The following is a 14445-nucleotide window of genomic DNA, read 5'->3' as shown; positions in this document are numbered from 1 at the left end:
CCCGCCTCCCCGCCGCCCGGCCCCAGGTCGATCACCCAGTCGGCGCCGGCCACCACCGCCATGTCGTGCTCCACGACCACCACCGAGTTGCCCGCGTCCACCAGCTCGTGCAGCTGGCGCAGCAGCACGTCGGTGTCGGCCGGGTGGAGTCCGGTGGTCGGTTCGTCGAGCAGGTAGACGGTGTGCCCGCGGCGGGTGCGCTGGAGTTCGGAGGCGAGTTTGATGCGCTGCGCCTCACCGCCGGAGAGTTCGGTGGCCGGCTGCCCGAGCCGCAGGTAGCCCAGGCCCACCTGGCGCAGGGCGCGCAGGCCGCGGCGTGCGGCCGGGATGTCGGCCAGGAACGCGGCCGCCGCGTCCACGGTCATGTCCAGGACGTCGGCGATGGTGGCGCCGCGGTAGGTGATCTCCAGGGTCTCGGCGTTGTAGCGGGCGCCGCGGCACTCGGCGCAAGGTGCGTAGGTACCGGGTAGGAAGAGGAGCTCCACGGCGGTGAAGCCCTCGCCCTGGCAGGTCTCGCAGCGGCCGCCGGCCACGTTGAAGGAGAAGCGCCCGGCCGTGTAGCCGCGGGCGCGGGACTGCTCGGTGGCGGCGAACACCTTGCGCACCGCGTCGAAGAGCCCGGTGTAGGTGGCCAGGTTGGAGCGGGGGGTGCGGCCGATGGGCTTCTGGTCCACCCGCACCAGCCGGTGGACGGCCGCCAGGCCTTCGGCCGCCGGCAGTGTCGCCGCCTCCCGGTCCGGCTCGCCCTCGGCTCCCTCGTCGGCCGGTTCGCCCAGGTGGGCGGCGAGCACCTCGGCGAGCACCTGGGTGATCAGGGTGGACTTGCCCGAGCCGGAGACCCCGGTGACGGCGGTGAACACCCCCAGCGGCACCTCGGCGTCCAGGTCGCGCAGGTTGTGCCGGGTGACGCCGCGCAGCCGCAGCGTCCCCGTCGGGGTGCGCGGGGTACGGGCGGCCGGCGCGGTGCCGTCCGGGAAGACGTAGCGGCGGGTGGCGGACCCGGCCACCTCGGCCAGCCCCGCGACCGGGCCGCTGTAGAGCACCCGGCCGCCGTGTTCGCCCGCCAGCGGCCCGACGTCCACGATCCAGTCGGCGCGGCGCACCACGTCCAGGTGGTGCTCGACGACGAAGAGGCTGTTCCCGGCCGCCTTGAGTCGGTCCAGTACGGTCAGCAGCGCGGCGCTGTCGGCCGGGTGCAGCCCGGCGGAGGGCTCGTCCAGGACGTAGACGACGCCGAAGAGACCGGAGCGCAGCTGGGTGGCGAGCCGCAGCCGCTGGAGCTCGCCGGCCGACAGGGTGGGGGTGGGCCGGTCCATCGCGAGGTAGCCGAGGCCGAGCTCGGTGAGCACCTCGATACGGGCCAGCAGGTCGCGGGCGAGGGTGGCGGCGGTCTCGTCGGCGCCCTCGGCGGCCGGCCGCAGCACCTGGGCCAGCTCGCCGAGCGGCAGGGCGGCCAGGGTGGCGATGTGCGCCCCGGCGAAGGTGACGGCCAGCGCCTCGGGCCGCAGCCGCAGCCCGCCGCAGACCGGGCAGTCCGCGCTGACCAGGAAGCGCTGCGCCCGGGCGCGCAGCGTCTGGCTGCGGGACTCGGCGAAGGTGTGCAGCACATGGCGCCGGGCGCTGGTGTAGGTGCCCTGGTAGGGGCGCTGGATGCGGTCGGCCTCGCGCACCGGGTGCACGGTGACCACCGGCTGCTCGTCGGTGAACAGGATCCACTCGCGGTCCTGGGGCGGCAGCTCCCGCCAGGGCCGGTCGATGTCGTGTCCGAGGGCGGCGAGGATGTCGCGCAGGTTCTTGCCCTGCCAGGCGCCCGGCCAGGCGGCGATGGCGCCCTCCCGGATGCTCAGCCCCGGGTCGGGCACCAGCGACTCCTCGGTGACCTGGTGGATCCGGCCCAGGCCGTGGCACTCGGGGCAGGCGCCGGCCGCGGTGTTGGGGGAGAAGGCGTCCGAGTCGAGCCGTTCGGGCGCGTCGGCGGGGTAGTCGCCGGCGCGGGAGAACAGCATCCGCAGCGAGTTCGACAGGGTGGTGACGGTGCCGACCGAGGAGCGCGCGCCGGGCGCGGAGCGCCGTTGCTCCAGGGCGACCGCGGGCGGCAGTCCGAGGACCTCCTCGACCTTGGGGGCGCCGACCTGGTGGATCAGCCGGCGGGCGTAGGGGGCGACGGATTCCAGGTAGCGGCGCTGGGCCTCGGCGTAGAGGGTGCCGAAGGCCAGTGAGGACTTCCCGGAGCCGGACACTCCGGTGAAGACGACCAGGGCGTCGCGCGGGATGTCCACATCGACGCCCCGGAGGTTGTGCACACGGGCACCGCGCACCCGCACGAAGGGGTCATGTAGTGGCATCCCGGTGATCCTAGGCGATGCGGGTAACCTGCCCGGTGGAAGGTGCCCTGGTGCGCCCCCGCTGCCGGCAGGATCCGCAACCCAGGCCCTGAAGGAGTCCGATGGCCGATCAGCGCGTTGTGACCTGGGAGGTCACCGGGAGCGGTGGCTACGAGACGGCATGGGTCACGCTGTCGGGCACCGGGCTGCGGGCCACCGGGCGGGTGATGGGGCTGCGGCCCGAGCCGTACTGGATGGCCTACGAGCTGGAGACCGGCCACGGCTATGTGACCCGGCGGCTCCAGGTGACGGCGGAGACCGCCGGCGGCACCCGCCGGCTGGACCTGCGGCGGGACGGCGGCACCTGGACGGCGAACGACAAGCCGCTGCCCGAGGTGGCCGGGGCTCTCGACTGCGACCTGGGGATGTCCCCGCTCACCAACACCATGCCCGTCCTGCGCCACCAGTTGCACAGCGGCCCGGGCGAGCACACCTTCGTGATGGCCTGGGTGTCGGTGCCGGATCTGGCGGTCCGGCCCTCCCGGCAGACGTACACCCATGTGGGGCTGACCGAGCGGGGGGCGCGGCTGCACTACGCGTCGAAGGGCTTCGCCGGGGACATCGAGGTCGGCCGGGACGGGCTGGTGCTCACCTACCCGGGCATCGGCCATCTGCTGCACGCGGACTGAGGGCGGGCCGGCCCGGCGGCCGACGGGTGCGCCCGCCCGGCCCGCTCGCCCCACCGGTCTGGTCCGGCCGGAGGAACCAGGTCGCCCCGCGGGCCGCGGGTGGTAGGGATAGCCGGACCGCGCAGGGACCCAAGGAGCGACCCGGCATGGACTGGTTCACCTCGTCCGACTACTGGCTGAGCAGGCTGGTCTTCCAGCGCGGCCTGGCCCTGGTCTACCTGGTCGCCTTCCTGGCGGCGGGCCGTCAGTTCCGGGCGCTGATCGGTGAGCGCGGCCTGCTGCCGGTGCCCGAGTTCCTGGCGCGGGTGCCGTTCCGCCGCTCCCCCAGTCTGTTCCACGCGCGCTATTCGGACCGGCTGTTCGCGGGCTGCGCCTGGGTGGGGGGTCTGCTGGCCGCGGCGGTGGCGGCCGGCGCCGCGGACGCGGTACCGCTGTGGGCCTCGATGCTGATGTGGCTGCTGTTGTGGCTGCTGTATCTGTCGATCGTCAACGTCGGGCAGATCTGGTACGGCTTCGGCTGGGAGTCGCTGCTGCTGGAGACGGGTCTGCTGGCGGTCTTCCTGGGCAACGCGGACACCGCGCCGCCGGTGCTGGTGCTGTGGCTGCTGCGCTGGGTGCTGTTCCGGGTGGAGTTCGGTGCCGGGCTGATCAAGATGCGCGGGGACCGCTGCTGGCGCGATCTGACCTGCCTGTACTACCACCATGAGACCCAGCCGATGCCGGGCCCGCTGAGCTGGTTCTTCCACCGGTTGCCGCGCCCGGTGCACCGGGTGGAGACGGCTGCCAACCATGTGGCCCAGCTGGTGCTGCCGGTGCTGCTGTTCGCTCCGCAGCCGGTGGCGAGCGTCGCCGCCGGCGGGATGGTGGTCACCCAGTTGTGGCTGGTGGCGTCCGGCAACTTCTCCTGGCTCAACTGGCTGACGATCCTGCTGGCGCTCTCCGCCGTCGACGGCCGGCTCGCCGCCCGGGTGCTGCCGCTGCCGGCCCCGCACCACCTCCCCGCTCCCCCGCTCTGGTACGAGGTGCTGGTGATGGCCTTCACCGTGCTGGTGCTGGTGCTCAGCTACTGGCCGGCCCGCAATCTGGTCTCCGGCGGCCAGCTGATGAACTACTCCTTCACCCCGCTCCACCTGGTCAACGCCTACGGTGCCTTCGGCAGCATCACCCGCACCCGGCAGGAGATCGTGATCGAGGGCACCGAGGACCCGGTCCCCGGGCCGGACACCGTCTGGCGGGAGTACGAGTTCAAGGGCAAGCCCGGTGACGTACGCCGGATGCCGCGCCAGTACGCCCCCTACCACCTGCGGCTGGACTGGCTGATGTGGTTCGCCGGGCTCTCCCCCGCCTATGCCGCCTCCTGGTTCCGCCCGCTGGTCAGCCGGCTGCTGGAGGGCGATCGGGACACCCTGCGGCTGCTCGCGGCGAACCCCTTCCCGCGGCAGCCGCCGGCGCTGGTCCGGGCCCGGGTCTACCACTACCGGTTCACCACCTGGCGCGAGCTGCGGACCACCGGTGCCTGGTGGCACCGCACCCTGCTGTACGAGTTCTGGCCGCCGATGAGCCGGGAGCAGGCCGGCGGCTGACCGCGGCCCGGCTCATCCCGTGACGTCGACGACCGGGTCCCGGTGCACCTGCCCGTGGGCGGTGCGGCAGTGCCGTACCAGGGCCTCGGTTCCGACCTCGCCCCCCGGTGCGGGCACCTCGGGGGCGTGGTCCACCTGGAGGGTGGTGTGGGTGATGCCGTACTCCTCGTGCAGCACGGCCTCCAACTCCTGGCGCACCGCGTGGCAGTCGCCGTCCGGCGCGACCAGGACGTGGGCGGACAGCGACACCTCGCCGGAGGTGATCTGCCAGACGTGGAGATCGTGCACCTCGGTCGTGCGGGGGTGGCGGACCAGCCGGCGGCCGACCTCGTCGGGGTCCACCCCGGCGGGCGCGGCTTCCAGGAGCACCCGCCCGGAGGCGCGCAGCAGCCGGATCCCGGAGTGCAGCATGAGGGCCACCACCACCAGCGAGGCCAGGGCGTCGGCGCGGGCGAATCCGGTGAGCATCACGACCAGGCCGGAGACCGTGGTGCCGATGAAGGCGTACAGGTCGTTCAGGATGTGCTGAAAGGCGCCTTCCACATTGAGCGAGGAGCGGTTGGCCCGGGAGAGGAACCAGGCGGCCACGATATTCACCGCGATTCCCGCCAGCCCGGTGGCGAACACCATCCCACCGTCCACCGAGGGCGGATCGGCGAGCCGGGTCACCGACTCGTAGCCGAGCCAGCCGGCGAGCAGCAGCAGGGAGGCCCCGTTGGCCTGCGCGGAGAGGATCTCCGCCCGCTTGAGGCCGTAGGTGAAGCCGCCGCGGGCCGGCCGGGCGGCGAGGCGGACCGCGATCAGCGAGAGCACGATGGCCACCGCGTCGGTGAGCATATGCGCGGCGTCGGAGAGCAGGGCGACCGAGCCGGCGAGGATGCCGATAACGGATTCCACCGCCATGAACGCGACGATCAGTACCAGTGCGAGGGAGAGCCAGCGCCGGTCCGCGTCGGCGGCGACCCCGTGCGCGTGCCCGGCGTGGCCGTCGTGGTCATGTCCGGCGTGGCGATGGTCCGTCGCCTGCCCGTGCGTCTGCGCGCCCACCCGGTCCTCCTCGATCCGCTGTCAGGTAACCGCCAGTGAACCGCATTTCGCCGAATTCTCCAAAGGCGGTAATGGGCACGGTTATCAAAAGAGATAAACCGTGTTCGCGGAATTCCGGAACGGGAATTGTTTTCATTCCCCCGAAAAGCGGAACCCGATCGGAGGCGGGCCGGGCGGTGGACCGTTCACCCGTTCCGGACGGCGGCGCTCCCGGCGCCGCCGTCCCCGGCACCGCCGGTCAGTCCTCGCCGCCCGGGCCGCCCTCGAGGTCGCCCTCGGCCTCCAGGTACAGCTCCCGGACGGCGGCCAGCACCTCGAGGTCGGGCTCGGCCCACATGCCCCGGCTCTCCGCCTCCAGCAGCCGCTCCGCCATGCCGTGCAGCGCCCAGGGGTTGGCCTGCTCCAGGAAGGCGCGGTTCTCCGGGTCGAGGAGGTAGCTCTGGGCCAGCTTGTCGTACATCCAGTCGGCGACCACCCCGGTGGTGGCGTCGTAGCCGAAGAGGTAGTCGACGGTGGCGGCGAGCTCGAAGGCGCCCTTGTACCCGTGCCGGCGCATCGCCTCGATCCAGCGGGGGTTGACCACCCGGGCGCGGAAGACCCGCGAGGTCTCCTCGTGCAGGGTGCGGGTGCGGACCGTCTCGGGACGGGTGCTGTCCCCGATGTACGCGGCCGGGGCGGTGCCCTTCAGCGCGCGCACCGTGGCCACCATGCCGCCGTGGTACTGGAAGTAGTCGTCGGAGTCGGCGATGTCGTGCTCGCGGGTGTCGGTGTTCTTCGCGGCCACCGCGATCCGCCGGTAGGCGGTCTCCATCTCCTGCCGCGCCGGGCGCCCCTCCAGGCCCCGGCCGTAGGCGTAGCCGCCCCAGACCGTGTACACCTCGGCCAGGTCGGCGTCGGTGCGCCAGTCCCGGCTGTCGATGAGCTGGAGCAGCCCGGCGCCGTAGGTGCCCGGGCGGGAGCCGAAGATACGGACCGTGGCCCGGCGTTCGTCGCCGTGCTCCGCCAGATCGGCCCGGGTGTGGGCGCGCACGTGGTTGCCGGAGTCCGGCTCGTCCAGCGAGGCCGCCAGCCGTACCGCGTCGTCCAGCAGCCCCACCACATGTGGGAAGGCGTCCCGGAAGAAGCCGCTGATGCGCAGGGTGACATCGATCCGGGGGCGGCCCAGCTGGTCGAGCGGGACGGGCTCCAGGCCGGTCACCCGTCGGGAGGCGTCATCCCACACGGGGCGGATTCCGAGCAGGGCCAGGGCCTCGGCGACATCGTCGCCCGAGGTGCGCATCGCGCTGGTGCCCCACAGCGACAGCCCCACCGAGCTCGGCCAGTCCCCGTGGTCGGCGCGGTACCGCTCGAGCAGCGAGTCGGCCAGCGCCTGGCCGGTCTCCCAGGCCAGCCGGCTGGGTACCGCCTTGGGGTCCACCGAGTAGAAGTTGCGGCCGGTGGGCAGCACGTTGACCAGGCCGCGCAGCGGTGAGCCGGAGGGGCCGGCGGGGACGAAGCCGCCGGCCAGGGCGTGCACCGCGTGGTCCAGCTCGTCGGTGGTGGCCGCCAGCCGGGGCACCAGCTGGCGGGCGGCGAAGTCCAGGACGGCGGCGACCGGCTCGCGCTGCTCCGCGGGGAGGTCGAGGCAGACCTTCGACACCGCCTCCGGCTCCCAGCCGGCGTCCTCCATGGCCTGCACCAGGGCCTGGGCGCGCTCCTCCGCCTCGTCGGCGCCGGTGCGGGTGGCCGCGGACTCGTCCAGGCCCAGCGCCTCGCGCAGGCCCGGGAGCGCTGAGGTGCCGCCCCAGATCTGCCGCGCGCGCAGGATCGCCAGCACCAGGTTGACCCGCTCGGGTCCGGTCGGGGCGCCGCCCAGCACATGGAGCCCGTCACGGATCTGGGCGTCCTTGACCTCGCACAGCCAGCCGTCGACGTGGAGCAGGAAGTCGTCGAAACCGTCGTCGTCCGGCCGGGCCTCCAGCCCCAGGTCGTGGTCGAGCCTGGCCGCCTGGATCAGGGTCCAGATCTGGGCGCGGATGGCGGGCAGCTTGGCCGGGTCCATCGAGGAGATGGCCGCGTACTCGTCGAGCAGCTGCTCCAGCCGTGCGATGTCGCCGTAGGAGTCGGCGCGCGCCATCGGCGGCACCAGATGGTCCACCAGGGTGGCGTGCGCCCGGCGCTTGGCCTGGGTGCCCTCGCCCGGGTCGTTGACCAGGAAGGGGTAGACCAGCGGCAGGTCGCCGAGCGCGGCGTCCGGGCCGCAGGCGGCGGACAGCCCGGCGTTCTTGCCGGGCAGCCACTCCAGGTTGCCGTGCTTGCCCAGGTGCACCATCGCGTCGGCGCCGAAGCCGCCGTCGGCCCGCGGGGTGGCGATCCAGCGGTAGGCGGCCAGGTAGTGGTGGGAGGGCGGCAGGTCGGGGTCGTGGTAGATGGCGATGGGGTTCTCGCCGAAGCCGCGCGGCGGCTGGATGAGCACCAGCAGATTGCCGTAGCGCAGGGCCGCCAGCACGATGTCGCCGTCCGGGTTCCGGCTGGTGTCCACGAACATCTCGCCGGGCGGCGGCCCCCAGTGCTCCTCGACCGCCTCCCGCAGCTCCTGCGGCAGCAGGGCGTACCAGCGGCGGTAGTCGGCGGCCGGGATGCGGACCGGGTTGCGGGCCAGTTGCTCCTCGGTCAGCCACTGCTGGTCGTGGCCGCCCGCCTCGATCAGCGCGCGGATCAGCTCGTCGCCGTCGCCGGAGGCGAGCCCGGGCACCGGCTCGGTGCCGAAGTCGTAGCCCTCGGCGCGCAGTCGGCGCAGCAGTGCCACGGCGCTGGCGGGGGTGTCCAGGCCGACCGCGTTGCCGATCCGGGAGTGCTTGGTGGGGTACGCGGACAGCACCAGGGCCAGCCGCTTGTCCGCCGGGGCGATATGCCGCAGCCGGGCGTGCCGGACGGCGATCCCGGCCACCCGCGCGGCCCGCTCGGGGTCGGCGACGTACACCGGCAGTCCGTCCTCGTCGACCTCCTTGAAGGAGAACGGCACGGTGATCAGGCGCCCGTCGAACTCCGGGACCGCGACCTGGGTGGCGGCGTCCAGCGGGGACAGGCCCTCGTCGTTCTCCTCCCAGGCCGCCCGGGTGCCGGTCAGGCACAGCGCCTGCAGCACCGGTACGTCCAGCGCGGCCAGGGCGCCGGCGTCCCAGGACTCCTCGTCGGCGGCGGAGCCGTCCGGCGAGGTCAGCCCCATCTCGCCGGCGGACGCGTCGGCGGGCCGGGTGCCGCCGGCGGCCAGCACCGTGGTGACGATCGCGTCGACCCCGCGCAGTGTCTCGATCAGCTCGGGCTCGGGGCTCCGGAGGGAGGCGACGAACAGCGGTCTGGGACGCCCGCCGGCCCGTTCCACGGCCTGGCACAGGTCCGCCACGAACGCGGTGTTCCCGCTCATGTGGTGGGCGCGGTAGTAGAGGATGGCGACCAGCGGGCCGGACGCGTCGGCCGCGGTGGGGCGCTCCAGCTCGCCCCAGCTGGGGGCCGGGCTGGGCGGTTCGAAGCCGTGGCCGGTCAGCAGCACGGTGTCGGACAGGAAGCGGGCCAGCTGGGCGAGGTTGGCCGGGCCGCCGTGCGCCAGGTAGGCGTGGGCCTCGGCGGCGATGCCGACCGGGACGGTGGACGCCGCCATCAGCTGGGCGTCGGGGGCCTGTTCACCGGTGAGCACCACGACCGGGCGCTCCCCGGCGAGCAGCAGGTCCAGGCCCTCCTCCCAGGCCCGCAGTCCGCCCAGCAGGCGCACCACGACCAGGTCGGCGCCGTCCAGCAGCGCGGGGAGGTCGGACAGGTCGAGCCGGGCGGGGTTGGCGAGCCGGTAGGGCACCGGTCCGGCCGCCGCTCGGGCACTGAGCAGGTCTGTGTCGGAGGTCGACAACAGCAGGATCATGCGGCAGCAGCCTTCCTCGGGGTCCTCGCCCCGGGCGGTGGAGTGACGGCGGGAGTTCCTGGCTCACACCGCCGCGAGCTGCGGCCGTGCTGACAGTGGCGGGACCGCGCCGGAATCTCACCGGCTTCCTCCCCTTGCGCCGTCGCTGGCGTCGACGGCCCGAATCGGGCCGCCGAGGAGCATAGTAAGGGCTGATCAGATGTGCGGGGCAGGGCGCCTGGAAGTGGCGTGGGTATGCTCGCCGCCATGCCACCCACCCCCCTCAGCGCGGATGCGCCGTACCCTGCCCGGCTTCCGGCGGTCTCGCGTGACCGCGGCGACGCCTGTCCCGGGGCTCTGCGGCTGCATGCCGCCGACGACGGCGCGCTGGCCCGTATCCGGTTGCCGGCGGGCTTGTTGACGTCCCATCAGGCCGAGGTGCTGGCGCTGGCCGCGGAGGAGTTGGGGGACGGCCGGCTCGACCTGACCTCCCGGGGCAATGTGCAGCTGCGCGGCCTGCCCGCCGACTGCGGCGCCGGGCTCGGGGACCGGTTGCGGGCCGCCGGACTCCTGCCCTCGGACCGGCACGAGCGGGCCCGCAACATCGTCGCCTCACCCCTGGCCGGGCTGGACGGGCACGGGTACGGTCAGGTGCGGGACTGGGCCCGGGAGTTGGATGGGCTGCTCTGCGCGGAATCCGACACCGTGCACCTTTCCGGGCGGTTCCTCTTCGCGTTGGACGACGGGCGCGGGGATATGTCGGCCCTGGGGGCCGATGTGACATTGATCGCAACTCCAGGCCCCCAGGCGGTGCTGCGGGTCGGCGGCGTGGCGGCGGCCCCGGAGACGGCCGGTGCTCCTGTGGCCTCCGGCGTGCCGGAGGACCGCGACGGCACGCCGGAGTGTGCCCTGCTGGTACCGGCCGAGGAGGGACCGCGCGCCGCCGTGCTGGCCGCGCTGGAGTTCCTGGCGGCGGTCCGGGAGAGCGGCACCGGCGTGTGGCGGGTGCGCGAACTGCCACCGCGACACGCCGTGTCGGCACGGCGACTGGCCGGGCGGCTCGCCGAGGCGGGCGTCCCGGCGGCACCTGCGGGATCCGCCGCCGGCGCCGGCCCGACGCCGGTGCGGCCGGCCGGCGCGCCGGCGATCGGCCTGCTGGAGGGTCCGGACGGAGGCTGTGCGCTGTCCGCGCTGGCGCCGCTGGGCCGGTTGACCAGCGCCCAGTGGCGGCTGCTGGCGCGGACGGCGGCCCGGCACGGCACGGACGAGCTGCGTATGACACCCTGGCGCGGCGTGGTGCTGCCGGGGCTGGCCCGCGGCGACGGCCGGGCCCGACTGGCGGAGCTGGCCGCCGCCGGACTGGTGGTGGACGCCGGCTCACCGTGGCACGGCGTGAGCGCCTGCACCGGACGGCCGGGCTGCGCCAAATCCCTGAGCGACGTGCGTGCCGACGCGGCGCGCGCGGGCCGCGGCACCCCCGGAGGACTGCCGGTCCACTGGTCGGGGTGCGAGCGCCGGTGCGGGCATCCGGGGACCGGCCACTGGGTGGACGTGCTGTCCGAGGGCGACGGCTACCGGATCTCGGTACGCGGTGAACCGGCGCGCCCGGCGCAGGTGGTAACAGCGGAACAGGCGGCCGACGCGGTGGCGGCGGCACGCGGAACGACATGATCGAGGGCACAGTGTTCGAGTACGAGAAGGACGGCGCGGAGATCTACCGGCAGTCCTTTGCCACCATTCGCGCCGAGGCCGACCTCACCGGGCTCCCCGCCGATGTCAGCCAGGTCGCGGTGCGGATGATCCACGCCTGCGGCATGGTCGACCTGGTACGGGACCTCGGCTACACCCCCGAGGTGGTCTCCCGCGCCCGCGCCGCGCTGCGCGCCGGGGCGCCCATCCTGTGCGACGCGCAGATGGTCGCCAGCGGGGTGACCCGCAAGCGGCTGCCGGCCGGCAACGAGGTGCTGTGCACCCTGTCCGACCCCTCGGTGCCGGACCTGGCCGAGCGGCTGGGCACCACCCGCAGCGCCGCCGCGCTGGAGCTGTGGCGCGACCGGCTGGAGGGGGCCGTGGTGGCGGTCGGCAACGCGCCCACCGCGCTGTTCCGGCTGCTGGAGATGGTCGAGCAGGGCGCGCCGCGCCCGGCCGCGGTCATCGGGGTGCCGGTGGGGTTCATCGGCGCGGCCGAGTCCAAGGAGGCCCTGGCCGGACACCCGGCGGGGCTGGATCACCTGGTGGTCCGCGGCCGGCGGGGCGGCAGCGCCATCGCCGCTGCCGCGATCAACGCGATTGCGAGCGAGGAAGAGTGAGCGAGCAGCAGACCCCGGGCAGCGGGGAGCCGGGGCGGCTCTACGGAGTCGGACTCGGCCCCGGTGACCCGTCGCTGATGACCCTGCGGGCGGTGGAGGTGATCGCCGAGGCGGACGTCATCGCCTACCACAGCGCCCGGCACGGCCGGAGCATCGCCCGCTCCATAGCCGAGCGGCACCTGCGGCCCGACCACATCGAGGAGCCGCTGGTCTACCCGGTCACCACGGAGGCCACGGACCACCCCGGCGGCTACCGGGGGGCGATGGAGGAGTTCTACGCCGCGGCGGCGGCCCGGCTGGCCGCGCACCTGGAGGCGGGGCGCACGGTCGCGGTGCTGGCCGAGGGCGATCCGCTCTTCTACGGCTCGTACATGCACATGCACAAGCGGCTCGCGGACCGCTTCCCCACCGAGGTGGTGCCCGGGGTGACCTCGATCAGCGCGGCGGCGGCCCGGCTGGGCACCCCGCTGGTGGAGGGTGAGGAGGTGCTGACCATCCTGCCCGGCACGCTGCCCGAGGAGGAGTTGGCGGCCCGGCTGGCGGCGACCGACTCGGCGGCCGTGCTGAAGCTCGGCCGGACCTTCCCCACCGTGCGCCGGGCGCTGGAGCGCTCCGGACGGCTGGCCGACGCCCACTATGTGGAGCGCGCCACCATGAGCGCGGAGCGCACCGCGCCGCTGGCCGAGGTCGACCCCGAGACGGTGCCGTACTTCTCGGTGGCCGTGCTGCCCAGCCGGGTGGACGCGGCGCCGCAGGCGGAACGGGGCGAGGTGGTGGTCGTGGGGCTGGGGCCGGCCGGCCCGCTGTGGCTGACGCCCGAGGCCCGCGGCGAACTGGCCGCCGCCGAGGACCTGGTCGGCTACACCACCTATCTGGACCGGGTGCCGGTGCGGCCGGGCCAGCGGCGGCACGCCTCCGACAACAAGGTGGAGGCGGAGCGCGCCGAGTTCGCCCTGGAGCTGGCCCGGCGCGGTCGGCGGGTCGCGGTGGTCTCCTCGGGCGACCCCGGTGTGTTCGCCATGGCGACCGCGGTGCTGGAGGCCGCCTGCCAGGACCTCTACCGGGACGTCCCGGTACGGGTGCTGCCGGGGATGACCGCGGCGCATGCCGCGGCCGCGCGAGCGGGCGCGCCGCTGGGGCACGACTACGCGGTGGTCTCGCTCTCCGACCGGCTCAAGCCGTGGGAGGTGATCGCCGAGCGGCTCGCCGCGGCGGCCGCGGCCGATCTGGTGCTGGCGCTGTACAACCCCGGTTCGCGCAGCCGCACCTGGCAGGTCGGCAAGGCCCGGGAACTGCTGCTGGCGCACCGTTCGCCGGACACGCCCGTAGTGCTGGGCCGCGATGTGGGCGGCCCCGAGGAGAGCGTGCGCGTCGTACGGCTGGCGGACCTGGATCCGGCACAGGTGGACATGCGGACGATCCTGCTGGTCGGTTCCTCGCAGACGCGTACGGAACGGCGCGGCGACGGCACACGGATCGTGTGGACGCCGCGCCGGTATCCGGAGCGCTGAGCCCGGCCGCCGCGCGGTGACCGATCACGCGGCACTCGCCCCGGTGCTCGCCGGACCCCGATTCCCACGGGACCGGCCGGCACCCGCGGCGGTTCGCCGGCCCCGGCACACCGTGCCCGGCCGCCGCGCGGTGACCGATCACGCGGCACTCGCCCCGGTGCTCGCCGGACCCCGATTCCCACGGGTCCGGCCGGCACCCGCGGCGGTTCACCGGCCCCGGCTCGCCGTGCCCGGCCGCCCGCGCGTCCCCGATCTCCGCGTGGTGGCGGGCCGCTGCGCGCCGGGAGTGGGCGGCGGCCTGCCCCGGGGTGCGGTGGGAGCCCGCTCAGCCCAGGGTGGTACGTACCCAGTCGGCCGCGCCGGCCGGGTCCTCGGCCACCGGGACGCCCTCGGGGGTCGGGGGCCGGCGCACCACGACGACCGGCAGCCCGGCCGCCCGCGCCGCGGTGAGCTTGGCGGCGGTGGCCTGCCCGCCGCTGTCCTTGGTCACCAGCACCTCGACGCGGTGCCGGCGCAGCAGTGCCGACTCCCCCTCCAGGGTGAACGGACCGCGGTCCAGCAGCACCTCCATCCGCGGCGGGTGCGGCGGCTGCGGCGGATCCACCGAGCGGACCAGGAACCAGGGTTCGACCAGGTGCGCGAAGGCGGCGAGCCCCATGCGGCCGGTGGTCAGGAAGATCCGCTCCCCCAGTGCGGGCAGCAGCCCGGCGGCCTCGTCCAGCGAGTCGGCGTACCACCAGCGGTCCCCGGGTCCGGCCGCCCAGCCCGGGCGGCGCAGGGCCAGCAGGGGCACCTGGGCCTGGGCGGTGGCCCGTGCCGCGTGGAAGCTCATCGTGCCGGCGAACGGATGGGTGGCGTCGACGACCGCGTCCACCCGGTGTGCGCGCAGCCAGTCGGCCAGGCCCTCGGCGCCACCGAACCCGCCGATCCGCACCTGCCCGGCCGGCAGCCGCGGTGCGGCGACCCGGCCGGCGAGCGAGCTGGTCACGCGCAGCCCGGTGTCGGCGGCGAGTTCCGCGGCCAGGCGGCGGGCCTCGGTGGTGCCGCCGAGGATGAGCACATGGCGGGCGCCGGTGGGCACCTCGGGCATCGGGGACCTCTCAGGGGC

Annotated in this window: 9 protein-coding genes and 1 riboswitch; of the genes, 5 read left to right on the top strand and 4 right to left on the bottom strand. The window is 74.6% G+C overall.

The features are described 5' to 3' along the window. A partial coding sequence (locus E4099_RS18130; protein WP_135340131.1) for an excinuclease ABC subunit UvrA occupies window positions 1-2345 on the bottom strand: 2345 nt, incomplete at its 3' end. Window positions 2346-2446: 101 nt separating this feature from the next. Between E4099_RS18130 and E4099_RS18125 the strand changes: the two genes are divergently transcribed. Both E4099_RS18125 and E4099_RS18120 read left to right on the top strand, forming a co-directional pair. Then, on the top strand, window positions 2447-3013 hold the full coding sequence (locus E4099_RS18125; RefSeq protein ID WP_135340130.1) for a putative glycolipid-binding domain-containing protein: 567 nt from the start codon (window positions 2447-2449) through the stop codon (window positions 3011-3013). Window positions 3014-3159: 146 nt separating this feature from the next. After that, complete coding sequence (locus E4099_RS18120) at window positions 3160-4596, top strand: lipase maturation factor family protein (RefSeq protein ID WP_135340129.1); 1437 nt, start codon at window positions 3160-3162, stop codon at window positions 4594-4596. A 12-nt stretch (window positions 4597-4608) separates the two neighbouring features. On the opposite strand, the gene E4099_RS18115 is transcribed toward E4099_RS18120, so the two are convergent. Continuing rightward, window positions 4609-5643 (bottom strand): cation diffusion facilitator family transporter, encoded by a 1035-nt coding sequence (locus E4099_RS18115; protein WP_135340128.1) that lies wholly within the window; start codon window positions 5641-5643, stop codon window positions 4609-4611. 238 nt (window positions 5644-5881) lie between these two features. Next, a complete protein-coding gene (gene cobN / locus E4099_RS18110) occupies window positions 5882-9538 on the bottom strand; it encodes a cobaltochelatase subunit CobN (RefSeq protein ID WP_135340127.1) in 3657 nt (1218 codons plus the stop codon). A 52-nt stretch (window positions 9539-9590) separates the two neighbouring features. Then, window positions 9591-9669, bottom strand: a riboswitch (cobalamin riboswitch). Window positions 9670-9784: 115 nt separating this feature from the next. On the opposite strand from cobN, the gene cobG reads away from it, so the two are divergent. Genes cobG through E4099_RS18095 form a run of 3 tightly spaced genes read left to right on the top strand, consistent with a single transcriptional unit; the run spans window position 9785 to window position 13337 of the window. Then, window positions 9785-11188 carry a precorrin-3B synthase gene (gene cobG, locus E4099_RS18105; RefSeq protein WP_245244953.1) on the top strand — a complete coding sequence of 468 codons (1404 nt, stop codon included), beginning with the start codon at window positions 9785-9787 and terminating at the stop codon, window positions 11186-11188. Continuing rightward, a complete protein-coding gene (locus tag E4099_RS18100) occupies window positions 11185-11826 on the top strand; it encodes a precorrin-8X methylmutase (protein WP_135340126.1) in 642 nt (213 codons plus the stop codon). The genes cobG and E4099_RS18100 overlap by 4 nt, the downstream gene beginning before the upstream one ends. Beyond that, window positions 11823-13337, top strand: coding sequence for a precorrin-2 C(20)-methyltransferase (locus tag E4099_RS18095; RefSeq protein WP_135340125.1), 1515 nt, complete (start codon window positions 11823-11825; stop codon window positions 13335-13337). Before E4099_RS18100 ends, E4099_RS18095 begins: the two co-directional genes overlap by 4 nt. A gap of 325 nt (window positions 13338-13662) precedes the next feature. Here the strand turns inward: E4099_RS18095 and E4099_RS18090 are convergent, their stop codons facing one another. Next, window positions 13663-14427 (bottom strand): cobalt-precorrin-6A reductase, encoded by a 765-nt coding sequence (locus tag E4099_RS18090; protein WP_135340124.1) that lies wholly within the window; start codon window positions 14425-14427, stop codon window positions 13663-13665. Window positions 14428-14445 lie beyond the last annotated feature (18 nt).

This window comes from Streptomyces palmae (genome assembly GCF_004684805.1).
In the GTDB taxonomy this organism is placed as follows: Bacteria; Actinomycetota; Actinomycetes; order Streptomycetales; family Streptomycetaceae; genus Streptomyces; species Streptomyces palmae.
This window is presented reverse-complemented; position numbering and strand designations above follow the sequence as displayed.

What these genes read in the sequence shown, in the direction of transcription:
- E4099_RS18125 (WP_135340130.1), top strand. Translation starts at nt 2,447, where the DNA reads ATGGCCGATCAGCGCGTTGTGACCTGGGAGGTCACCGGGAGCGGTGGC.
- E4099_RS18120 (WP_135340129.1), top strand. Translation starts at nt 3,160, where the DNA reads ATGGACTGGTTCACCTCGTCCGACTACTGGCTGAGCAGGCTGGTCTTC.
- cobN (WP_135340127.1), bottom strand. Translation starts at nt 9,538, where the DNA reads ATGATCCTGCTGTTGTCGACCTCCGACACAGACCTGCTCAGTGCCCGA.
- cobG (WP_245244953.1), top strand. Translation starts at nt 9,785, where the DNA reads ATGCCACCCACCCCCCTCAGCGCGGATGCGCCGTACCCTGCCCGGCTT.
- E4099_RS18100 (WP_135340126.1), top strand. Translation starts at nt 11,185, where the DNA reads ATGATCGAGGGCACAGTGTTCGAGTACGAGAAGGACGGCGCGGAGATC.
- E4099_RS18090 (WP_135340124.1), bottom strand. Translation starts at nt 14,427, where the DNA reads ATGCCCGAGGTGCCCACCGGCGCCCGCCATGTGCTCATCCTCGGCGGC.